The organism is Rhizobium sp. BK661 (assembly GCF_024808825.1).
In the GTDB taxonomy this organism is placed as follows: Bacteria; Pseudomonadota; Alphaproteobacteria; order Rhizobiales; family Rhizobiaceae; genus Rhizobium.
Window position 1 is genome coordinate 55551 of sequence record NZ_JANTYT010000010.1, and the last position, 22526, is coordinate 78076.

The window sequence follows — 22526 nt, forward strand, 5'->3', positions numbered from 1 at the left end:
GGAGTGTGCTCCAGCCGACCGGAGCAGATCCTACTCGATGCGGGAATCCGCCGAAATTGCCCTTTAGGGAATCCGGGCAATCATCAGTAGTATTTGGGTAGGTGACACTACAGCGGGCAGCTGTTATTGTTTGCCCGCCTTTGGGGGGCGGACAAATGTGTTGGGGCGAAGCACGGGTTCGAACTCAATATACCAGGCTTTGGCTGGCGACGATCTTGTTCGTTGCATTCAACTGCTTTCCCGCCGCCTCCGAAATACTCCCCCCCGTTGCAGGCCGGGCACCACGCATCCTTATTGTCTACCCCTATGACGAGAGGATCGTGGCAACGACCGTTGCCGGAGAAGCACTGCGAAGCCGCCTGATCGAGGCGACGAACAGCAGGATCGACCTGTTTTCCGAGTTCCTGGATCTATCAAGGTTTCCTGAAACCGAGCATGCCAAACGCATGGGAGAGTACCTCGCCAGAAAATACGAAACTCGTCGCCCCGATGTCGTCGTTGCCCTCGGAAAAGAAGCCGCCATCTTCATAACGGCGAATCGGGACGCGATTGCTCCCGGTGCGAAAATAGTCGCGGCCGGTTTCGGTAGCTCGACTGCAGAAAAGATCGGCCTGCCGCAGGAGGTGATCGGTGCCTTCTCAACCTTCGACATCCTGAAAACCGCGGAGATGGCCCGCCGCCTCCAGCCAGACGCCCGTCACCTCTATATCATCGGCGGATCGGCAGACTTCGACCGGGAATGGCTGGCATCGGCGCGCGCCGCTCTTGGCGAGTTCGCCGCCCATTATGACACGACATATGTGGAAGATCTGACGATTGACGAGTTTGTCGACCGATCAGCTCACGTGCCAAGGGATAGCATTATCATTATGTTGACGATCTTCAAGGACAGGACCGGCCGCAATTTCATCCCACGCGAGGCCGTCAGGCAGATCGCAGCGACTGCCAGTGCACCGATCTACGGGCCCTATCAAACCTACGTCGACTATGGTGTTGTCGGAGGCAACACCGTCACATTCGATAGCCTCGGTCAAACCGTTGCCGATCTGGTCCTCAATGCGATTGCCGGCAGACCGGGGCAGGATGTCGACGCACCTCAGACCTATTTTGCCGATGCGCGGCAATTGCAGCGCTGGGGCCTTTCGCTGCAGAACCTGCCAGCCGGCACAATCATAATGCACCAGAAAATGAGCCTCTGGCAGGAGCACTGGCTGGTGGTGACAGCGACATTCGGTGTCGTAACGATGCAGGCAACCGTCATCGCCATTCTGTTGCTGGAGCGGCGCCGTCGTCGTGCAGCAGAGAGCAGGGCGCGCATTCACCTGCTCGAAGCCGTTCACCTGAACCAGTCGGCAACAGCGGGAGCCCTGTCTTCGTCGATCGCCCACGAGCTGAACCAGCCGCTGTCAGCCATTCGCAACAACGCTGAGGCCGCGTCCGAATTGCTCCGGGGGAGGAGCCCGGACCTGCAATTGATCCAGCAGATTCTGGTCGACATCCAGGAAGACGACAAGCGGGCAAGCGACATCATCGGCAGGATGAGGGGGCTTCTGAAAAAGAGAAGCGACATCGATTGGCAGGAGTTCGACCTCAACGACGTTACTTCGAGTGCCATTCAAATCATCCACGGGGAGGCGGAACGGCGAGGGGTCACGTTGAAGGCGACCGAGGCGGCCGACAAGCTCATGGTCCGCGCCGACAAGGTCCACGTGCAGCAGGTCGTCCTCAATCTTGCGGCCAACGCAATGGACGCCATGTCGGAGGTTGCACGGGTGCGAAAGACCTTGACCTTCATAACGGGCGTATCAAATGACAGGGCGGCCCTGTGTGTCGCCGATACCGGCACAGGAATACCAGAAGACTGTCTGCCCAGTATATTTGAGCCTTTCTATACAACCAAGCAGGCAGGGACAGGCCTTGGCCTTTCCATAGCGCGGGCCATTGTTGAGACCTATGGTGGCGCGATATCAGCCTACAACCTGCCTGAGGGTGGCGCGATTTTTCGTATAGACCTGCCTTTGGTCAAGCGGCAGGAGGAACCGGAATGAAACCGATCGTCCATATTGTCGATGATGACCAATCCTACCGTATTGCGACCGAGAGGCTGCTTTCGGCTTATGGGCGCACAGTCAGGGGGTACGGGTCCGGAGACGAGTTCCTGGCTTGCGTGGAAGACGGCGCGACCGGCTGTGTTCTGCTTGACCTGCAAATGCCTGGGCTGTCCGGTTTGGAAATTCAACAGCAATTGCGGGACAGGGCGCCGCTGCTTCCGATCGTCTTTCTCACCGGAGAAGGAGATATCAAGGCAAGCGTTGAGGCGATGAAGGCAGGTGCCGAGGATTTTCTGGAGAAACCAGGTTCTGCAGCGGTCCTGATTGAGACGATCGAGCGTGCGCTCAATCGATCTGAAAAGCGGCGGGCGCAGCGCGAGCATATCAAGGCGCAGCAAATGCGGGTGAAGAGCTTGAGCCTGCGGGAAACCAGCGTTTTCGAGATGATCGTGCGTGGGCAGCTTAACAAGCAGATAGCCTTCGCGCTTGGCATATCTGAGCGAACCGTCAAGGTTCACCGCCACCAGGTGATGGAGAAGCTCGGAGCACGCTCGCTGGCCGACGTAGTGTTGATTGCGGCAAATGCGGGTTTCGTCGACCGTCCTGCGGGAGGTTCAGAGCCATGATCGATGGGTTTTCCCCTTAGGGCAATATCCCCCAACCGCCAACACGCCTACAGTGACCCATCGGATCTCGCGCACTTTCACGTGGAGGGCCTGAGGTGGGAAAGAAGAGCCGTACAGTGGCTGTCGTCGATGATGACGGGAGTCTTCGCCGAAGCGTCGCACGGCTTGTAAATGCTTACGGGTTTTCGGCCGTCGAGTACGCATCGGCTGAGGCCTTTCTCAACAGAGATTCGGAGGCTGCGATTGATTGTCTCGTGTTGGATATCGATCTGGAGGGGATCACCGGTCTCGAATTGCAGTCGAAGTTGAACATGGCTGGTTCAACGCTGCCCGTCATATTTATCACTGCCCTCGAGGACGAGCTCCTGAAGAAGGCCGCCGAGCGGACGCGGTGCATTGCATATTTGCAAAAACCGTTTGCAGGAGCCGCTCTCATCGCCGCGATCAACAAGGCACTGCAATCGTGATTTTTCAGATAGCACACATGTCGAATGGCGAGTGCCAATGGATCTATCTCAGGCACTGACATGAACATCGATCTAATTGTGGGTCGTGCTGGACGCGCAGCTCCGGTTGCGGTGCTTGCAACATTACTGGCGATCGCCCTTTTGTGGCTGTACGACAGCCCAGGGCTCGGTCGCAACCAACGGAAGTAACCTGGCCGCCGCGTGCTTTGTGGCTCAGCGCGCCAACACGCTCAAGCGTTTGGCGACGATGAAACGCCTTTCGCCGAATACTTTTGTCAAAGGCACGCGCAGCAACCAGATCAGCTATGTCTATGCCGATCCTCCGGCTGCAAACGGAACGGACGGCGTGGTTGGAATCGGTGCTCCTTTGGCGGATCTATTGTCCTTGTGGGAAGTCCGCGTCGCCGCGTGGCCGTTTCGCTTCGGGTTTCCCGGACAGTTGGGCGACGATCTCGGGGATTGCTGCAGATCTGAGGGTAACAGACGGTGCACTTAAACACTGCAGTGGCAGTTTGAAGGTTGTCGAAGAAGCCGAAAGGCCTTATGAGACTGGCTGTCTCATCGCGTTCAGCTCGATAGCGAACAATTCCCAACGGCCAGAGCTTTCGTTAAACAGGCGCCCATGCTCACACGATTCGAAATTCAAGCCAGTCGGGATGGGACAAATCGCTGGGCGATCGTTGACAGGACGACGGGCTTGGTCGCGGTCGTCGGCGACGTGCGGATCAATTCGCTCGATTGGGAAGAAGCTGACGACCTGGTGGACCTCCTCAACCTCCTCTATCTCGAGCAGAAGTCTGCCATCGTTCACCAGCCGAAGGCTGGTCCCCACACTGACAGTGTCCCCGAAGTCGTTTGTGAATGCGATACGAGATAATCTCCCCACGACCGGTCGCTCTCGGTGAGCTGCGGAGACAACACACGGTCGCCGACACCTAACATCGCATGACGAGCAACGGCGGTTGCCATGATCCCAATATGATAGTCGCGACACACGGGTGCCGCTTGTTCATATCAAAATCTGCCCTTCGTCGAACGCGCCTGCAGCCTCATCCTGACGAACGCGTTGAATCGTGCGGGCGGGACGTCGGGCAACGCCGCTGGTCCGCTGCACAGCGTTTGGCCCAAGCACGGTCAAGACCAAAGTGCTGGTCGTGATCATCTGGTGGAGCCGATAACGTGGTGGAACAAACGCGGACGCGTATCGTTTCGCGGACAGGGAGAGGTCACCGGGCGTTACCTGCCGCCAACGTAATCGAGCTTACTGCGAAGTCGGGGGAAGGTTTGCAGCGGAAACGGGATGCACTAGGGTCGACTGGCGCGCGCCTCGAAGGCTCGGTCAAGCACCTAGGCAGGCCATTGATTCTTTTGCCGATACCTTCGATCGGCTGGGGTAAACGAGCCATTGAGCTTGCGTCGGGCCTGCTGGACTTGCGAATGAACGACAGAGGTCTAGTTACCCGAAAAACACGCAATTGGAATTCCGCATGGCCATTGACCCTTTAAAGCGTAGGCAGACCGAAGATTTGAACCGGAGCGAGGAGCAGTTTCGTCTTCTGGTCGAAGGCGTGACCGACTACGCGATCTATATGCTCGATCCGAATGGTCACGTATCGAGCTGGAATGCAGGGGCTCGCCGCATCAAGGGGTACGAGCCAGAGGAGATCATCGGAAGGCATTTCTCGCAGTTCTACACCGACGAGGACAAGGCCGATGACCTGCCAAGAAGGGCGCTAGAAATCGCCGCATGCGAGGGCCGGTTCGAAAGGGAAGGCTGGCGGGTCAGAAAAGACGGGACGCGCTTCTGGGCGAATGTAATCATCGATGCAATCCTTGCCGAAGATCGCACGCTTATCGGTTTTGCCAAGATCACACGCGACATCACCGAGAAGCGGCAGTCGCAGGAAGCTCTCGAACGAGCACAGCTCGAACTCTTTCAGGCTCAGAAGATGGAAGCCGTAGGCCAGCTCACTGGCGGTGTCGCGCATGATTTCAACAATTTGCTGATGGCCATACTGGGCAGCCTCGAGATCGCGAAGAAACGGGCTCTTGCGGGTCAGGACAATGCCGATCTGATCGAGAACGCCCTCCAAGGGGCGAAGCGCGGTGCCGCCCTGACACAGCGGTTGCTTGCCTTCTCCCGCAAGCAAGAACTCAAGCTCGAGCCTGTGGACGTGTCCGACCTCGTGAAGGGAATGGCCGGCCTGCTTCAGAGGTCGATTGGCCCCTCTATCGAAATCGTCACGAGCTTTCCGCTTGTTCTGCCGAGAGTTCAAGCCGACGGCAACCAATTGGAGACCGCACTCCTGAACCTGGTGGTAAACGCGCGCGACGCCATGCCTCGTGGTGGCGTCATCATGCTCTCGGCCAGAAAGCAGTCGGTTCGCAAAGCTGAGGGGAAAGGTATTCAAGGAGAATTCGTATGCCTGAGCGTGACGGATGACGGCGAGGGGATGGATGCTGAGACCTTGGAGAAGGCGACGGCGCCCTTTTTCACCACCAAGGGAATAGGCAAAGGCACCGGACTGGGTCTGTCGATGGTCCAAGGACTGATGGCTCAGGGCGGAGGTGCGCTCGCTCTGAAGTCGTCCCCTGGAGGAGGAACCACCGCCGAACTATGGGTGCCTCTGGCAGAGGAAGGGGAGGCGATCGAGCCGGACGTGCACCCTGATACTTCCACCGTGCCTTTACTGCGGGAACTCACCGTGCTTGTCGTCGATGACGATGCGCTTGTCCTGATGAATACCGTCCTGATGCTGGAGGATCTCGGTCATAAGACATTGCAGGCGTATTCTGGCGAGGAGGCGCTTCGGCTCCTGGAACAAGGGCCGCTGCCAGATCTGGTCGTAACCGACCATGCCATGCCCCGAATGACTGGTGGCGAGCTTGCCGCGGAAATAGGCAAACGGCTACCCGGCCTGCCCGTCGTTCTTGCCAGCGGATATGCGGAAATCCCAGGCGGCGTGTCCCGTGATCTGCCCAGACTGGCGAAACCCTTTACACAGAGCCAGTTGGCTGAATCCGTGGCGTCCGCAATCTCGTAATGGAGGCAACGCCAAGCATTGCAGAACCGCACCACGTTTAGCGAGTTCAGGAGAGGCGGCGCTGTCTGTTCAATGGCCATCCTCAACGGCTTTATGACTAAGTAGGTTCCTGGCTCCTCCGCCAGGCGATGATGTCGATCCGAAGATCGCATGGGGGGCATATTTGTGAGCTTCGAACGTTGTTCGGCGAGGGGTTATGCCTGGAGGCACCCAACGTTCCCAAACGGTGTTCATTTCGGCAAATGACCGGAGATCGCGGCGCCGAATATGGCCTGGATCAGATCTGACTTGTCTGTGCCTTCCGCTGAGAGGAGAGCATCAACGCGTTCAAGAATCTCGGCAGCTTGTGCACCAACGCTGCCTCGGGCGGCGGAGCTGGCGGTCTGGCCGATGATACGGACGGTTTGGAGTGGCGACTCCTCCTCGTCGACGGACGAGTGCTCGATAGCCATCGGCCAGTTTCCCGTTTCAATTTGCGCGTCTGCTGGGCGCCGACGGCGCACCTCTTTGCGTTGGGCGAGAGTGGCGCCAGCAGACAAAGCCATGGTTACGGCCGCAACAGGCAGAATGGTTTTCATTGTCGCATCTCGGATTTGCACGTGAAGAACGCGACGCGCCGAGGTTGGTTGCAGCAGTGGTGGGAATGCTGGCGGGTTTTTAGGTGCTAGCTATCACAAAGCCGCGGCCGTACAAGTGTCGTCGGCCAGCAGCAGCGATACCGGAACAATAGGACCTTCCTTGACGGTCCTGGTGACGATGTAGGTGAAGTAGCGGGATATGCCAAGTTCCCGGTCGAGAAGCTCATCGATCAGTCGCTGATAGGCATCGATATTTGCCGCGACGATCTTCAGGATATAATCGATACCGCCGCCGACCGACCAGCAACTGACAATTTCCGGGATCTCGCGGATTGCTCGTTCGAACCGATCGAAATCGGCTTGCCGATGGTTTGAAAGCGTCAACTGGACCATGACGTTGCTAACGGGCGCAACCCGGCGCAGCGACAGCTGTGCATGATAGCCGATGATTATGCCAGCCCTCTCCAGCTTTCGTAGGCGCATCCAGCAGGGGGTGGCAGAAAGCCCCGCCTTTTCGGCGAGAGCCAGTTTCGTGATGCGACCGTCGCGCTGGATTGCGTCGAGTATGCGCAGGTCGATCGCATCAAGCTTCATCGCCGAGCTCATCGGGCGTTCTGGAGCGAAGCGCCCTTCTCTGCTTCCATTTCGGCGATATCCTGGAAACGATCGGCAATGCGCGCGTGGGCTCGTCCGCTGTCGGACGCACCGATCGCGACGATGATCTCGTCCGGTCCCGGCGCATCGGCAATCTGGAAGTTGGCGGTCAGAAAATGGGAGCGCTTGCCGTTCTCGCTCTTGTGCATCATCGGCAAGCTCAGCAGAGCTCCCGGGGCATTGCGGGTGTTGGTAAACTCGAGATAGTTGGTACCACCGATCGCTTCACGGAATGGATTTCCAAAACGGAGCGTGTGGATCATTGCCGAGGCATGTTCGATCTCCCCATGAATGCCAACTGCTGCGGCCTTGCCGCAGGCCTCGATCGCCTCAGGTCGCATCTGTCGTAACAGCCGATCCGTCATCTCGTGGCTGAGCTCGCCGGCAATGCGGATGATTTCCGGCCTCAGATCCTCGACAAAGCCGCGGCCAGCCCATGGGTTCCTGATCACCGCCGCCACCACGACAACATTGGCGGGGCGTGGTGCGGCCCTGCCGCCCTCCACCAGCGTTTCTTCCAGGAACGTTGAGATCTTCCGGATGCCGATCGTCATAGATGCGCCAATTCGAATTGTTAAGATTGCGCCCAACATTAGCGCGGCCACCAGCGGGGTCTTCCTCAATTTGGCGGAAAGATTCGCTGCAGGTTTCATTGAAACCGAGTAGACTTGTCGCTCCCGCATTCGCAATGAATGGTCAATCTGGAGAGACGAGCTGAGTTGGAACAGAAATCCCGGATATTGTCGCTCCGCGACGTCGCCAGCCAAATCAACAGCGGCGGCGATCTTCAGACCGTGCTGCAGCAACTCATCGCGTCAGCCTGTCGCCATGCCAATTGGGCGCTCGGTTCCATCATGGGCATCGACGCTGCCCACGGTTATGCGCATGTCATCGTGCGCTATGACCCGACGCTGATCGAGCGGCACCTTCCGGACAAATGGGAGCTGGCGACAAGTCCGTCCTTGATCGCCCTACAGCGCAACGAGCCGGTCTATATTCGCGATGCCCGCGAATCCGTCGAGTTTCCAGGCTATCGCAAGGAGGCCTTCGAGCGTGACTACCGGACGGTGGTCGTCCTGCCGATGAACTGCAAGGACGCCGAGGGCCGTCCGATGGTGCTCAGTGTCATATCCCGCCAGATCACCGAGGTTTGCGAGGATGACCTTGCCTTCCTAAGCGCCATCATTCACATGGGTGCCATTGCCGTCGACCGCGAGCATCGTCTCGAAGCCGAAAAGCGCTCCGCGCAGCGACTGGAGCGCGCGCTGCAGGCGCATACATCACTCCTTGAGCATGTGTTGAGCGACGGGTCGGTCGCACCGCTTTCGGCGATGGTGGGCATGATGCTTTCGAACCCGACGATCGTCGTCGATTTCACGGCCAACCAGGTCATCGCCGGACGCCCGCCAAACGCGCTTTATGATGAGGCGGCATGGCAGGAGGCAGCGTCTACTGTTTTCGCGCGCCCGCTGATGAAGGCGGCGCGGGAGGCGATCGGGCAGGGCACATCGGATGCGGCGAGCATCTTTCTCGATGACGGTAACCAGCGCTTCAAGATCTCCGCCCGCATCGAGGCGCTGATGGTCGACAACCAGCTCGTCGGGGCGCTGATCATCTTCCCAACCCTGCGTGAGTTCAGCGATCTCGACCATTTGATGCTCGACAGCGCCAAGTTTGCTCTGAGCGTCCAGATGATGCGCAGCTTCATCCGTTTCCGCTTCGAGACCCGCACCCAGACGGAGCTGTTCTTCGAAATTGTCGAGGCACGATGGCGCAATGCCGGTGATGTCGCCCAACGCACCCAGCGGCTGGGGCTTAATTTCGCGACACCCCAGCAGATGATCGTTGTCGATTTTCCGGAAAAAACGAAAACCTTCGGCGGTGCGTCCATCGACGTCGAGCATACGCTGGCGCGCATCATGCAGCAGGCATCGGTGCAGGCAAACCTGATCGCCATCGATGGCGGCGTCGTCTGCCTCGTGCCCTATGATGCAGGCAAAAGGCAGGAGCGGACCACAAAACTCACGCGTCGCATCGCCGAAGAACTCGCCCGCTATTTCGACGAAGCGCCGGTCGTCGTGGCGGGGAACCGCTGTGCCGCGCTATCCGATTATCCCCCCGCCTGGGAACGCTGCAGCCGGATGATCCGCATTGGTCGGTCCTTTGGTCTGACCGGTGCGGTTTCGGCGCAGGACTTCGGGCCACTGCCGATGCTGGTCGCCGCGTCGGAAGCAGGCGATGTGCGCAGCTTTGTTCATGATAGCGTCGGCCAGATTGCCGAGCATGATCGCGAGAACGGAACCCCCTATCTCCAAACCCTCTCCACCTATCTGCAGGAGGGGTGTCGCAGCCAGGCCTGTGCCGATACGATGGGCCTGCATGTGACGACCCTCCGCTACCGGCTGTCGCGCATCCAGGATCTCTTTGGGGTCGATGTCGAGACACCTGAAAAGCGCTTCGCCATCGAGCTGGCGATCCGGCTCTACGGCGTTATCGACAACCGCGTGGCCACCGAAAAATAGACCCCCTGCACTTTGCGCAAACACGACACAGCTGTTGCACGCTGTCGCTTTGCGCCGTCCACTCACTTCCTGCGGTTCGCAGGAGAGGCTTTTCCTCTGTTCCAGCGAAGCGACGGAAGAACGTCGACGACGGCAACGGTAGCTTCTCCTGAAACCAACGGAGGAGGCGCAACGGAATGGCGGAGACAACGGCAAGGGCGGATGCGCCGATTGACCCGATCGCGTTGCGACGGGCTTTCGGAACCTTCGTGACGGGCGTGACCGTGATCACCACCCGCGACGAAGACGGCACGCCACGTGGCATGACCGCCAATTCCTTCACCTCGGTCTCGCTTGACCCGCCCCTGCTTCTGGTCTGCGTCGCCAAATCCGCCTCCAGCTACCAGGCTTTCACCAATGCTGGCTGCTTCGCAGTCAATATCCTGCATGAGGGCCAGGTCGATGTATCCGGTACCTTTGCATCGAAGTCGCCGGACAAATTCCAGTCGGTCACTCACGATCATATCCATACCGGCGCACCCGTTCTGACCGACAGTCTAACCTGGTTCGATTGCACTACCTACAACACGGTCGATGCTGGAGACCATGCGGTTCTGATCGGGGAGGTTCGTGCGTTCGGTACGAGCCCGACAGCGCCGCTCGGCTTCTGCCGGGGTCGTTATGCGAGCGTCAAGGATCCGCTGCCTGCCGGCTGGCTTGCCTCGCATGGAATGATCATCGGCTATCTGATCGAAGCGGGCGATAGTCTGTTGCTACGCTCCAATGGAAAGGGCGGCTGGGTGCTGCCGTCCGCCCGCCGGCGCAAGGCCGATAGCCAATTGGTGGTCGAAGGTGGTGAGGCTCTTCGCCTCGTGCCGGAAGAGACATTCCTCTATTCCGTCTTCGACGTTGCCGACAGCGATCCCGGCTATCTCGTCTACCGCGCCCGACTGGCAGGCGAGGGGGCTGGCAGCAACCTGTCCGCCGACCTCCGCTTCTTTGCGATCGACGATCTGCCTTACGAGGCGATCGCCACCCATGAACTGCGTTCGATGCTGCGGCGCTTTGTGCGCGAACGGCAGGCCGGACGCTTCGGCATCTACATGGATTCCGACGATGGCGGCCGCATTGCGATGATCGACGGCGAAGCCCGTTCCTGGATCCACGCCTCCCAAGACCAAGGACAATGACATGAAGACAACAGTCGCCTCCATCCAAGGTTCGCGCCAGCGCCTGTTCATCAACGGCGAATTCGTCGCCCCGAAGAACGGCACTTACATCGCAAGCTATGATCCGACGACGGGTCAGCCCTGGTACGAATTTGCCGATGCCGAAGCCGACGATGTGGGGGCAGCTGTCGCCGCTGCCAGGGCCGCGTTTTGCAATCCTTCATGGCGGCGCATGACGCAGACTGATCGTGGCGCTCTGGTCCGCCGTCTCGCCGAGCTTGTGGGGGCGAATGCCGACATCCTTGCCGAGATCGAAACGCGCGACAACGGCAAGCTCCTGAAGGAAAGCCGGGCGCAGATGCGTTCGATGCCCGATAGCTATCACTATTTCGCCGGCATGGCCGACAAGCTGCAGGGCGACACCATCCCGATCAACCGCCTCGACACCTTGAATCTCAATCTGCGCGAACCCCTCGGCGTCGTTGGCATGATCACACCGTGGAATTCGCCGCTGATGCTTTTGACCGGCACGCTTGCGCCGTGCCTTGCCATCGGCAACACCATCGTCATCAAGCCATCAGAGCATGCAAGTGCTTCGACGCTGGCGCTTGCCGAACTGATCCACGAGGCTGGCTTCCCGGCAGGGGTCGTCAACGTCGTGACCGGCACCGGCAAGAGTGCGGGTGAGGCGCTGACCCGTCATCCCGGGGTCTCGAAATATGTCTTTACCGGAAGCACTGCCACTGGTCGTCGCATAGCGGGTAACGCAGCGCAAAACCTCGTTCCATGCTCGATGGAGCTCGGCGGCAAGTCACCACATGTCGTCTTCGGCGACGTCGAGATCGAGCATGCGGTGAACGGCGTCGTTTCCGGTGTCTTTGCCGCCGCGGGCCAGACCTGTGTCGCCGGTTCGCGCTGCTTCGTCGAAGCCAGCATCTACGACAGGTTCATCGATGCGCTTGTAGAGCGCACCCAGCGAATTCAGGTGGGTCTGCCGACGATCGACGATACCGATATCGGTCCCCTGGCGCTCGCCGACCAACTCAAGAAAGTCGAAGGCTACGTGGCATCAGGCCTCAGGGATGGCGCCCGGATCGCTGCCGGTGGCCGGCGCCTGGAAAGGGAAGGGCTTGCACGAGGGGGCTGGTATTTCGAGCCGACCGTGATGGTCGAGGCTCAAAACGACATGGGCTTCATGCGCGACGAGATCTTCGGGCCAGTGGTCGGCGTCATGCCGTTTTGCGACGAGGCGGAGATGATTGCCCTTGCCAATGACAGCACCTACGGCCTCGCGTCCGGCATCTGGACCAAGGATATCGACAGGGCACTGCGCTTTGCCAACCAGATCGAGGCGGGAACGGTCTGGGTGAATACCTACCGTTCGGCTTCCTTCATGTCCGCCAATGGCGGCTTCAAGGAAAGCGGTTATGGGCGGCGTGGCGGCTTTGAGGTCATGCACGAGTTCTCGCGCCTGAAGAACGTCATCATCGACTACTCGGGCGCCATGCAGGATCCCTTCGTCATCCGCCTGAAGTGACCGGTCACCAGAAAACTGAACCCCAAGGGGAGGCTAGCAAATGAAATTCGCAGTATCGCTGACCATGGAACGCTTCTCGCCTGGCGTGGCGATGTCGACGACCAGGAACAACCTCCTGCACCTGGCGCGGATGGCAGACGAGGGCGGGTTCGAGGCGCTGTGGACGGCCGAGCACCATACGATCGAATGTACGATCTCTCCCAATCCGTTCCAGACCCTCGTCTGGCTTGCACAGCATACGGAAAAAATCCGCCTCGGTACCTCGACCCTCGTTGCCCCGTACTGGAGCCCGATCCGTCTCGCCGGTGAATCAGCGCTTTGCGACCACCTGACCAACGGCCGGCTGGAATTCGGTATTGCCCGCGGTTCATACCAGTACGAATTCGACCGGATGGCAGGCGGCATGCCGCAGCAGGAAGGCGTCGCCTACATGAAGGAGATCGTACCCGCGGTTAAAAAGCTTTGGGCCGGCGACTATGCCCATGACGGGCACTACTGGAAATTCCCGACCGCCACTTCGGTCCCGAAGCCGCTGCAGCAGCCGCATCCGCCGATCTGGGTTGCAGCGCGCGATCCGGGAACCTTTGACTGGGCGATCGCCAACGGCGCGAGCATCCTGTCGACGCCGCTTTCATCACCTGCCGCCGAAATCCAGGTCCTGTCCGACAAGTTCCACAAGGCCGTCGCCGATCACCCGGAGGTGCCGCGTCCGCGCTTCATGATGCAGCGCCGCACCTGCGTCTACGACAATCCCGACGGGTGGGAAACTGCGGTAAAGCACAGCATGGACTATGGCCGCGCCTTCGAGAACCTGATGCAGAATATCGGCAGGGTCCACAATGGCTTTCCAGAAGCGGTGCCCTACGAAGCGGTCAGAGGCAAGGACAACTACAACCCGGACAATATACGAAAAAACCTGATGTTCGGCACGCCGGAAGAGGCCATCGAAAAGCTGCTCGTCTTTGAAGCCGCAGGCGTCGATCAATACTGCCTCGGACTGACCTTCAACCTTCCGTTTGAATTGCAGAAGCGCACGCTTGAGCTGTTCATCAAGGAGATCATGCCCTTCTTCGCCGCGCGAGAGAAGGACATGCAACGCAAGACGGCGGCAGGCTGACATGACAGAGGCTTTGCGCCATACCGTTGGAGATGTGACGCTCAACTACCGGATCGAGGGGCGCGGCGAGCCGCTGGTCTTGATCCATGGCGTCGGGTCCTACCTTGAGGCCTGGTCCGGCGTCGTCGAACGTTTGAAGGACCAGTTCACCATACTGACCTTTGACCTGCGCGGCCATGGCCAGTCCAGCAGGGTCAAAGGTCGCTACGAGATCGATGATTTCGTCAACGAGGCACTGGCGCTCGCCGACAGGGCAGGCTTCGGGACATTCAATCTTGCCGGATTTTCGCTCGGCGGCCTGATAGCCCAGCGTCTTGCCCTGACGAATCTCGGCCGGCTTCGCAAGCTGGTCCTGCTGTCGACCATTGCCGGACGCACGCCTGACGAACGCACGCGGGTGCTTGAGCGGCTGGCAGCCTTGCGGGCCGGAACGCCTGCCGACCATCACAACGCGTCGCTGTCGCGCTGGCTGACGGAGGATTTCCAGGCGATGAACCCGAAGGTGATTGAACGGTTGCAGCTGCGTGACTGCGAAAACGATCCGGAATGCTACGCCGCGGCCTATCGGGTGCTTGCAGAAACCGACTTCGGCGGCTTCCTCGATCAGATTCGCTGCCCGACGCTGATTGCAACCGGCGAGGACGATGCCGGGTCCAATCCGCGCATGGCGCGCTACATGCACGAGCGCATTCCGGGCTCGGCGCTCGCGATCCTGCCTGGCCTGCGCCACTCCATTCTGATCGAAGCACCGGAAATGGTGGCGAACCTGATGCGTGGCTTCTTCAACCGCAAGGATCCGGCCCATGGATGAAACGTTGCGAAAGAGCGGTGAAGCGATCCGCCGAAAGGTTCTCGGCGACGAGTATGTCGATCGAGCAATTGAAAGCGCCGACGGCTTCTCTGCCTCACTTCAGGACGTTCTTAACGAATATTGCTGGGGAAAGGCCTGGACGGATGACGGGCTCGACCTAAAGCAGCGCAGCCTTCTCAATCTCGGCATGCTGGCGGCACTTAATCGCATGCATGAATTCGGCATCCATTTCCGTGGTGCGATCCGCAACGGGTTGAGCGACGACGAGCTTCGCGCGGCGCTTATTCAGATTGCCATTTACTGCGGCATTCCAGCCGGGGTCGAGGCGTTCCGGGTGGCCGGTTCGGCCCGCGACGAGATGCGGCAAAAAGGAGAACTCTGACGTTCATCGATCCGAGGTGAGACGGCTTGCCTCTGCTTCACATTGCGGAAAGACGCAACGGTCTCTCCGCCCCAAGATCGGCTCAGGGTACTGGACCCCTGCGCCGGGAACGAAGAATGACAACAAAGGGAACCATCGCATGAACAGACTGACGAAGATTACCGCAGCCGCAGCATCGCTTACGCTTGCCTTTTGTGCCATGCAGGCCAATGCCGGTGCCGTGCTCGACCGCGTCATGGCAGCCAAGGATCTGAAGGTTGCGACCGACGCCAACTGGGCACCGCAATCCTTCATGAACGAGAAGAACGAACTCGATGGCTTTGACATCGATGTTGCCAAGGACATTGGCAGGCGCCTCGGCGTGAAGGTCGAATTCGTCACTCCGGGCTGGGACATCATCACGGCAGGCAACTGGGCGGGCCGCTGGGACATGCATGTCGGTTCGATGACGCCAACCAAGAAGCGTGCCGAGATCTTCGATTTCCCGGCCGTCTACTATTACACCCCGGCTGCCGTTGCCGTGCACAACGAGAGCAAGGCGGCCAAGGTTTCGGATCTCGATGGCAAGGTTGTCGGTACCACTGCCACCTCGACCTTCGAAGCCTATGCCAAGGGCGAGCTAACGCTCGATGCCGCCGGCGCGCCGCCCTTCAAGTACGAGTTCAAGCCGAAGGACGTGAAGTCCTATGCCAACTCGACAACTGCTTTTGACGACCTGCGTCTTGGTGACGGGACCCGTCTCGATGCCGTCGTCTCTTCGTTGCCAAGCATCCTCGATGCACAGAAGGCCGGCTATCCGATCAAGCGGATCGGTGATCCCGTATTTTACGAGCCGCTCGCCGTCGCGATCGAGCACGGCGACAAGGATTTCAACGACAAGATCGCCGAGGCCGTCAAAGGGATGCAATCCGACGGCACGCTCAGCAAGCTGTCGGTCAAGTGGTACGGCGTCGACTACACGGTAATAAAATAACTGGTGCATCCGACGGTCCGGGAAGCCGGGCCGTCTTTTTCCGCCGAAGGGACAGGAAATGCTTTATCCCGATACAGTTGAGTCCGAGATATTCGTCCACAAACCATGGTTCGTTGCGACCTTGTTTGCGTTGGTGCTTGCGGTCTTCCTGATGTTCAACCTCAGCGGCACGACGATGGGGGAATTGATGCGACCCGTCATCGGTGATCCGGTGACAAGTGGTCTCTATGGCCGGTTTGCGATTGCCTTCGTCGTCGCGGTGATGTTTGCATTGAACGTGGTGCTGATCGGCTTTGCACCTCTCAGGGTGCAGATCGCCATCGTCTGGTTCGAGCTGCTGTTGTTGTTCTTGGCCTTCTTCGAAACCTTTCATCTCAGCCTGCCCTTCATTGAGGAGAAGCTGCCGTTCCTGATTACACAGGGGTTGGTGACAACGGTCTATGTCTCGGCTGTATCGATCGTCATTGCTTCGGCCATTGCGATACTGGGCGCCGTCGCCAAGCTTTCCACCAACGGTTTTGCCTATGCAATCGCGAGCTTTTACACCTCCTTCTTTCGCGGTCTGCCGCTTCTGATGCAGGTCTATCTGATCTATCTCGGCCTGCCGCAGCTCGGCTTCGTAATCGATGCGGTTCCGGCCGGCATTCTCGCGCTATCGCTCTGCTACGGCGCCTACATGACCGAGATTTTCCGCTCCGGGATCCAGAGCATTGATCGCGGTCAATGGGAAGCGTCACGCTCGATCGGCTTCGGTTTCGGCATCACGATGCGCAAGATTATCCTGCCGCAGGCTCTTCCGGTCATCATCCCGCCGACGGGCAACCAGTTCATCTCGATGCTGAAGGACAGTTCGCTCGTCTCGGTCATCGGCGTCTGGGAGCTGATGTTCCTTGCCCGCACGCTCGGCCAGAAGACCTTCCAGCACATGGAGATGCTGATCTCCGCCGCCATGCTTTACTGGATCATGTCGATCTGCCTGGAGCTCATCCAATCCCGCATCGAGCGCCACTATGCCAGGAGCAAAATCCGATGAATGGCGACAACATCATTGAAGCAAGGAACGTGTCAAAATGGTACGGCAGTTTCCAGGTGCTGACGGATATCAATCTGACGGTCAGCAAGGGCGAACGCATCGTTGTCTGCGGTCCGTCGGGATCGGGAAAATCGACCTTGATCCGTTGCTTCAACCGCCTCGAAGCGCATCAACAGGGCGAAATTACCGTCAATGGCATCACACTGCACGACAGGATGCGCAATGTTGGAGATGTGCGCAAAAATGTCGGCATGGTGTTCCAGCACTTCAATCTATTCCCGCATATGACTGTGCTCATGAACTGCATGGTCGGGCCAATGTGGCTCAAGGGCGAATCCGAGGCAAAGGCACGCAAGACGGCGATCGAGTTTCTGGAACGGGTCCGTATTCCCGAGCAGGCAAACAAGTTCCCGATCCAGCTGTCTGGCGGTCAGCAGCAGCGAGTGGCGATCGCCCGTTCACTTTGCATGCAGCCGGCCGTCATGCTGTTCGACGAGCCGACCTCGGCGCTTGATCCGGAGATGGTGTCGGAGGTGCTGGATACCATGACCAGTCTCGCCAGGGACGGCATGACCATGGTCTGCGTCACTCATGAGATGGGATTTGCCCGTGCTGTCGCTGACCGGGTTATCTTCATGAATTCTGGCCAGATCGTCGAAGAGGGAAATCCGGACGACTTCTTCACAAATCCGCGGCATGAGCGGTTAAAGCTATTCCTGAGCCAGATCCTTAAGCACTGAATGGGGCGCCCGAGCAGGAATTTTCCGCCCATGAATTGGTTTCGATCGACGCGCCGCCAGATTTACATCTCGGCCAATGGAGTTCGTCTGATAGGTGGACGGAGTACTTCGGACGTAGAAGAGCCGTTGCGAACATTCGCCATTACCATGCGCTTCCACATCAATATCCGGACGGCCGAAATACGACAACCAGGACGATGCGCGCTGATGGTCCCGTCGCTGGCCGAATGCTCTCTCGCATTCCTCATGAGTCAATCCTCCATGCTGAGGTAACTCAAATGGCGAACATGTGTTCCGACGAGAGTTATGCTCGGGTGAGTTCGTCCATTCCCTTCGAAGGCGGAAGGGCGGTCGCGGACGAAGGCCCCTGCTTTTATCTTCTTTGTCTCGTCAGCCAACGTCGCGTCGGCTCTCCGGCCATTTAGAACAGCTTGACGTCGGTCAGAGTCTCAAGCTTCCTGATCAACTCGTCCTGATAATCTGGATCCGTGACTTCGTCTGCGGGCTTCCGCCGTTCGCGATGGTACCAATAGCCTCCGCTGCTCCTGGCTATCTCATCGTCGCTTGTCGCCAGCCACACTTGTGTCTGATAGCCCTCCCTCAGATTGTCGGGAGCGCCGGCACCCCCCATTTTTGTCGGGACCCACCCGGGATCGACGGCGTTGCTCAACACTTCGGGCCAGTAACGTGCGACAGCGGCAGCAAGCGCTGCAACATGGAGCTTGCTTTCTGAATACGCGCGACCGGTGTTCCAGGGTCGGCGTCTCCAGTCGATATCCTCGATTTCTCTTCCGCCGCTCTGATGCATCCCGCTGCTGAGGTAGACGAGCCGTTTCGGCCGCTCGATCAGCGCCGTCAAAATGTAGGGCGCAAGCGTGTTCACAGCCAGGACTTTGGGATGCCCTTCGGGAGTGTCACCGCGCGCAGGCTCGGAGTAAATTCCAGCATTGTGAATGACAGCGTCCATTCGGCCAATTGTGTTGAGTTGATCGGCCATTGATCTTGTTTCGGCGCCGTTTGAAAGGTCGCCCACTACGACACCAAGAGACTTCGCGGCGAGTTGGCCGATTGCCTTCGCCCGCTCTGAAGAACGGGCATGAAGCACCACTTCGTGCCCATTTGTGATGAGTTGTCGTGCTGCTGCCAATCCCAGGCCATCGGTCGATCCGGTGATGAGGATACGGCTCACTTGGCAACTCCCATTTGTTAGATCCCGCACTGCACATAGGCGAGGAGCGGCCCAAGTCCAGTTTTCGGCGATTGCTGGAGAAGCTGTCCGTTGGCTGTTTTGTAATATAGATAGGAAGCAAAGGCCGTGCGAATCTCGAGTTTTCACTCCGGCGACGAAAGCGGCCAAAACCGGGGTTCCAACACCCCGCCAATTTCCCCCCAACTGCCGTTATTATGGAGAAATAACGGTATCGAATATGGCCATAGAAGCAGGCCAAAAAGGTGGCCAAGCATGACAGTGCGCGATGACTGCGAAAGGATCGGTATTTTCGACCCCCTCATTGTTTCCCAAGGAGCTAAGCTAAGCTAAGATCCCATGGGGAGTGAATAGCGGTCGTCGCTCTGGCAAAGTGAGGCTGCGATAACGCTCTCAGCTCATAGGAGACGACGTTGTGGAAGCTGTCACTTCCCAGCCGCATACGCCGACCGCTATCCGCACTGATCTTGCCGCAATATTCGTATTATTGGAACTCTCTCGCTCAACGTGGTTGATCACATCGTTGTCGCCGGGAAACGGCGGGATGTCGAAGCACTCGGTGGCTGGCGGCGATGTGGCGGCATTGCTGCATCGTTTTGCGCACAGCCCCAAGAGAATATGCGATCCCTACGGCAATAGCTCGAGGCTGCGACCAGGGGTTGAGGAAGACGCGCGGGATCACTGCGAAGCCCGCGGCCTTCGGACCGACAGAGATGAAGGCGGTAATGGTCGTCGGCGCTCTCTCTAAAGGGTCCGCGGCTAAGGGAGGAGCAAGCGCGAGGATGGGGGCTATTTTGAAGAAGAATCGGTCGGCTTCCACCGGATGTCCTATTTCGTCAGGAGTTTGATGCCGTCCGCCATCGGTTGTAGCAGCCCATGCCAGCCCACGCGCATGGGCCCCACTCGTTGCTGCCTGTGACCGGCGATCTTTCGTTCCAGCCAGGTCAGACGCAAGGGCAGCAACAGCAGCATCGCAATCAGCAACGCGACCGTGAAGGCGATCATACCGAGGGCGACAATGAGTTCCATGATCAGCAGCGACATATTCATGGCTGAAACACGTGACCAGACTTTGGCTCCGGCTATGCACTGAGTTCTTCGAGAATACAACGGCGAAGCAGACCACACAATGCGACTGCGCTTGTGTCGCCGCAAAGACTGATCCATGCCGCATTACTTTTCGCGATCGCCTACGTCGTGACTGCTGCCGGCAGTTTGTTGTCGAAGTGAGGATGGCCAGGTCGTTGCCCTCGAGGCGAGGGGAGGCGACCTGGCCGAAAAATGGAGTGGAAATCGGGAGATGGTGAACCTGCAGCGTCCGTTCCAAACAGATTTTTCACGCACGCTGTCATTGGCGCAATGATGTGCCTTAGCCTGGTAGAGATGAATGGGTTACCTCTACACCGATCGATATCAGGGGCTTCGCGTCATGGCAAAATCTCTCCATCTTACAGCTTTCATGCGCCCGGTCAGCCTGCACACCGGCGCGTGGCGCTATCCCGGATCCTATCCGGACGCGAATTTCAATTTCGCCCACATCAAGTCGTTCATCCAGAAACTTGAAGCCGCAAAGTTCGACGCCTTTTTCATGGCCGACCATCTGGCTCTCTTGAATATGCCTGTGGATGCGCTTGTGCGCAGTCACACCGTCACATCGTTCGAGCCGTTTACGCTGCTTTCGGCTCTTGCCTCGGTCACCGAAAAGATCGGCCTCGCGGCCACCGCGTCGACCACCTTCGATGAGCCCTATCATGTGGCGAGGCGTTTCGCCTCGCTTGATCACATCAGCAACGGGCGCGCCGCGTGGAACATCGTGACCACCTCCAACCCCGACGCGGCACGAAATTTTGGTCTGGACGAGCATGTCGAGCATGGCGAACGCTATGCACGGGCGCGTGAATTCTACGACGTCGTAACAGGTCTGTGGGACAGCTTTGCCGATGATGCCTTCATACGCGACCAGGAGAGCGGCATCTTCTTCGACGTGGGGAAAATGCATGTGCTCGATCACAAGGGAGCCGAGCTGAATGTGCGTGGCCCGCTCAATATTGCCCGACCCGTCCAGGGCTGGCCGGTCATCGTCCAAGCTGGCCAATCGGAACCTGGTCGCCAGCTCGCCGCCGAGACTGCTGAGCTCGTCTTTTGTTCCCCTCGTGACCTTGCTGCTGCCAGGTTGCTCTATGCCGACATCAAAGGACGAATGCCGGCGTTCGGTCGCAACCCTGAGCACCTGAAGATCTTGCCCGCGGCATTTATCGTGATCGGTGACACGGTCGAGGAGGCGAGGGCCAAGCGCGACATGCTCGACAGCCTCGTCCACTACGACAGTGCCATCGCTTCACTGTCCATCGCACTTGGACACGATGCCTCGGGCTTCGATCCAGACCGGCCCCTGCCGACGATACCGGAGACCAATGCCAGCAAGACCGGACGCGCGCAGGCAATTCGTCTGGCGGAGGAAGAGAAATTGACGGTTCGCCAGCTTGCCCAGCGTTACGGCGGCTATGCCGGGCTTGCTTTCGTGGGGACGCCGCAAACAATTGCAGATGAGATGGAGGCCTGGCTTACACAACAGGCCGCAGACGGGTTCACGGTCGTCTTTCCGTTTCTCCCGCAAGGCCTCGATGACGTGACGCAACAGCTTGTTCCCGAACTGCAACGCCGGGGCCTATTCCGCCATGACTATCAGGGGTCGACGCTGCGTGAACATCTCGGTCTTCCCCGACCAGGGAACAGGTTCTTTTGCTGATCACGGCGGGAATTCAAGGTTGCAGGAAGGAGAATGGGGCTTACAGCCAATTGCCGACGCCGGAGCGCTGCCGAAGGCCGCGGCGTGCGACGAGGCAAGCTTTTAAGGGGTATCATGCGCGGCCGGCTTCTTGCAGGATCTCCTCGGCCCCTTGGGCATGACTCTTCCCGCTCGGCAGCAAGAGCTGCTCGACGGTGGAGTTCGGGAGCAACGCGTCGCATCATATCGCCAGAATACGGCCTTTGAGGCGCTTTCCCGATGTTCTTCCAGGTCTTGAGATAGACCGCCTCTTGAAAAGCCTTCCTAAGCTCCCATCGCGTACAAAATTGAACCGCGCTTCGTCGGTTCGTAGCGCTCGCCAGACCGGTGGGCTTCGGTTTACATCGAGAACGGCGTTAAGGGGGATCCTTGGCGGGTCTGGTTGGCTCGCAGCAGATCTGCGCGGCCAGTCTGAGGCCTTCCTGATACTTGGAGGGGTCCATCCCGCTCTCCTTGGCTTGGGCGAGATTGTCCTTCAGATCGGCGATCTTGACGGGCCGGGCCAACTCATTTGCCAGGGCACGCGTGACGAACTCTTCATCGCTTTCCTCGGATCGTCTGGTCAGTGCGTCGACGGCCTCGATGACCGCAGGCGTGAAATCCTCGTCCCGCAAACGATCCAGCGTCCACTCGGGTCCCTTTTCGACGACGTCATGCAGGTAGGCGACGACACGCTCACCACCGCTCACCGCGTCAGCCACCCGCTTGCAATGCAGGAAATACGGCTCGCCGGTCTTGTCGGTCTGTCCCATATGGGCCTTGAAGGCGATCTTGACTGCACGCAGGAGATCCGAGGCAGGCTGATCGTCGTGTTCATTGATCCATTCGCGCTGGTGGGCAGCCATGAT

The 22526-nt window shown here is 58.9% G+C and carries 21 protein-coding genes and 2 pseudogenes; 16 read left to right on the forward strand and 7 right to left on the reverse strand.

What is annotated here, in order from left to right:
* Window positions 1–155: 155 nt before the first annotated feature.
* From FHX16_RS19895 to FHX16_RS19915, 5 genes are all read left to right on the forward strand, one after another.
* A complete protein-coding gene (locus FHX16_RS19895) occupies window positions 156–2048 on the forward strand; it encodes an ATP-binding protein (protein ID WP_405049302.1) in 1893 nt (630 codons plus the stop codon).
* Window positions 2045–2677 carry a response regulator transcription factor gene (locus tag FHX16_RS19900; RefSeq protein ID WP_259129898.1) on the forward strand — a complete coding sequence of 211 codons (633 nt, stop codon included), beginning with the start codon at window positions 2045–2047 and terminating at the stop codon, window positions 2675–2677. The genes FHX16_RS19895 and FHX16_RS19900 overlap by 4 nt, the downstream gene beginning before the upstream one ends.
* Window positions 2678–2772: 95 nt before the next feature.
* Complete coding sequence (locus FHX16_RS19905) at window positions 2773–3144, forward strand: response regulator transcription factor (protein ID WP_259129901.1); 372 nt, start codon at window positions 2773–2775, stop codon at window positions 3142–3144.
* A gap of 622 nt (window positions 3145–3766) precedes the next feature.
* Complete coding sequence (locus tag FHX16_RS19910; protein WP_259129903.1) at window positions 3767–4021, forward strand: hypothetical protein; 255 nt, start codon at window positions 3767–3769, stop codon at window positions 4019–4021.
* Window positions 4022–4631: 610 nt separating this feature from the next.
* Complete coding sequence (locus tag FHX16_RS19915; protein WP_259129904.1) at window positions 4632–6188, forward strand: PAS domain S-box protein; 1557 nt, start codon at window positions 4632–4634, stop codon at window positions 6186–6188.
* 230 nt (window positions 6189–6418) lie between these two features.
* On the opposite strand, the gene FHX16_RS19920 is transcribed toward FHX16_RS19915, so the two are convergent.
* From FHX16_RS19920 to FHX16_RS19930, 3 genes are all read right to left on the reverse strand, one after another.
* A complete protein-coding gene (locus FHX16_RS19920; protein WP_259129906.1) occupies window positions 6419–6766 on the reverse strand; it encodes a hypothetical protein in 348 nt (115 codons plus the stop codon).
* Window positions 6767–6859: 93 nt separating this feature from the next.
* Window positions 6860–7360, reverse strand: coding sequence for an Lrp/AsnC family transcriptional regulator (locus FHX16_RS19925; protein ID WP_259129907.1), 501 nt, complete (start codon window positions 7358–7360; stop codon window positions 6860–6862).
* A gap of 8 nt (window positions 7361–7368) precedes the next feature.
* On the reverse strand, window positions 7369–7974 hold the full coding sequence (locus FHX16_RS19930) for an amino acid synthesis family protein (RefSeq protein WP_259129909.1): 606 nt from the start codon (window positions 7972–7974) through the stop codon (window positions 7369–7371).
* Between the two features lie 165 nt (window positions 7975–8139).
* Between FHX16_RS19930 and FHX16_RS19935 the strand changes: the two genes are divergently transcribed.
* From FHX16_RS19935 to FHX16_RS19975, 9 genes are all read left to right on the forward strand, one after another.
* Window positions 8140–9942 carry a helix-turn-helix domain-containing protein gene (locus tag FHX16_RS19935; RefSeq protein WP_259129911.1) on the forward strand — a complete coding sequence of 601 codons (1803 nt, stop codon included), beginning with the start codon at window positions 8140–8142 and terminating at the stop codon, window positions 9940–9942.
* 176 nt (window positions 9943–10118) lie between these two features.
* Entirely contained in the window at window positions 10119–11111 is a 993-nt protein-coding gene (locus tag FHX16_RS19940; protein WP_183756632.1) for a flavin reductase, read from the forward strand.
* A 1-nt stretch (window position 11112) separates the two neighbouring features.
* Entirely contained in the window at window positions 11113–12627 is a 1515-nt protein-coding gene (locus FHX16_RS19945; RefSeq protein ID WP_259129913.1) for an aldehyde dehydrogenase, read from the forward strand.
* Between the two features lie 40 nt (window positions 12628–12667).
* Window positions 12668–13744, forward strand: a complete 1077-nt coding sequence (locus FHX16_RS19950; protein WP_259129915.1) for an LLM class flavin-dependent oxidoreductase — start codon at window positions 12668–12670, stop codon at window positions 13742–13744.
* Window position 13745: 1 nt separating this feature from the next.
* Window positions 13746–14555, forward strand: coding sequence for an alpha/beta fold hydrolase (locus tag FHX16_RS19955; RefSeq protein ID WP_259129917.1), 810 nt, complete (start codon window positions 13746–13748; stop codon window positions 14553–14555).
* Complete coding sequence (locus FHX16_RS19960; protein WP_259129919.1) at window positions 14548–14937, forward strand: carboxymuconolactone decarboxylase family protein; 390 nt, start codon at window positions 14548–14550, stop codon at window positions 14935–14937. The genes FHX16_RS19955 and FHX16_RS19960 overlap by 8 nt, the downstream gene beginning before the upstream one ends.
* A 139-nt stretch (window positions 14938–15076) precedes the next feature.
* Window positions 15077–15910 carry a transporter substrate-binding domain-containing protein gene (locus FHX16_RS19965; RefSeq protein ID WP_259129921.1) on the forward strand — a complete coding sequence of 278 codons (834 nt, stop codon included), beginning with the start codon at window positions 15077–15079 and terminating at the stop codon, window positions 15908–15910.
* Window positions 15911–15968: 58 nt separating this feature from the next.
* Window positions 15969–16943 carry an amino acid ABC transporter permease gene (locus FHX16_RS19970; protein WP_259129922.1) on the forward strand — a complete coding sequence of 325 codons (975 nt, stop codon included), beginning with the start codon at window positions 15969–15971 and terminating at the stop codon, window positions 16941–16943.
* Window positions 16940–17683 (forward strand): amino acid ABC transporter ATP-binding protein, encoded by a 744-nt coding sequence (locus FHX16_RS19975; RefSeq protein WP_310503140.1) that lies wholly within the window; start codon window positions 16940–16942, stop codon window positions 17681–17683. Before FHX16_RS19970 ends, FHX16_RS19975 begins: the two co-directional genes overlap by 4 nt.
* Before the next feature lie 421 nt (window positions 17684–18104).
* Here FHX16_RS19975 and FHX16_RS19980 read toward each other — a convergent pair whose 3' ends face one another.
* Window positions 18105–18872 carry an SDR family NAD(P)-dependent oxidoreductase gene (locus tag FHX16_RS19980; protein ID WP_259129926.1) on the reverse strand — a complete coding sequence of 256 codons (768 nt, stop codon included), beginning with the start codon at window positions 18870–18872 and terminating at the stop codon, window positions 18105–18107.
* Between the two features lie 433 nt (window positions 18873–19305).
* Here FHX16_RS19980 and FHX16_RS19985 point away from each other — a divergent pair.
* Window positions 19306–19488: pseudogene (locus FHX16_RS19985) on the forward strand (IS110 family transposase); the annotation flags it as partial.
* A 165-nt stretch (window positions 19489–19653) separates the two neighbouring features.
* Here FHX16_RS19985 and FHX16_RS19990 read toward each other — a convergent pair.
* Window positions 19654–19919, reverse strand: a pseudogene (locus tag FHX16_RS19990) (NADH-quinone oxidoreductase subunit H); the annotation flags it as partial.
* A 400-nt stretch (window positions 19920–20319) separates the two neighbouring features.
* Here FHX16_RS19990 and FHX16_RS19995 point away from each other — a divergent pair.
* On the forward strand, window positions 20320–21639 hold the full coding sequence (locus tag FHX16_RS19995) for an LLM class flavin-dependent oxidoreductase (RefSeq protein ID WP_259129928.1): 1320 nt from the start codon (window positions 20320–20322) through the stop codon (window positions 21637–21639).
* Here FHX16_RS19995 and FHX16_RS31595 read toward each other — a convergent pair.
* Window positions 21576–22001 carry a toxin-antitoxin system HicB family antitoxin gene (locus FHX16_RS31595; RefSeq protein ID WP_405049304.1) on the reverse strand — a complete coding sequence of 142 codons (426 nt, stop codon included), beginning with the start codon at window positions 21999–22001 and terminating at the stop codon, window positions 21576–21578. The two genes, FHX16_RS19995 and FHX16_RS31595, sit on opposite strands and share 64 nt — an antisense overlap.
* A 33-nt stretch (window positions 22002–22034) precedes the next feature.
* Entirely contained in the window at window positions 22035–22523 is a 489-nt protein-coding gene (locus tag FHX16_RS20000) for an HD domain-containing protein (protein WP_259129931.1), read from the reverse strand.
* Window positions 22524–22526: the final 3 nt, after the last annotated feature.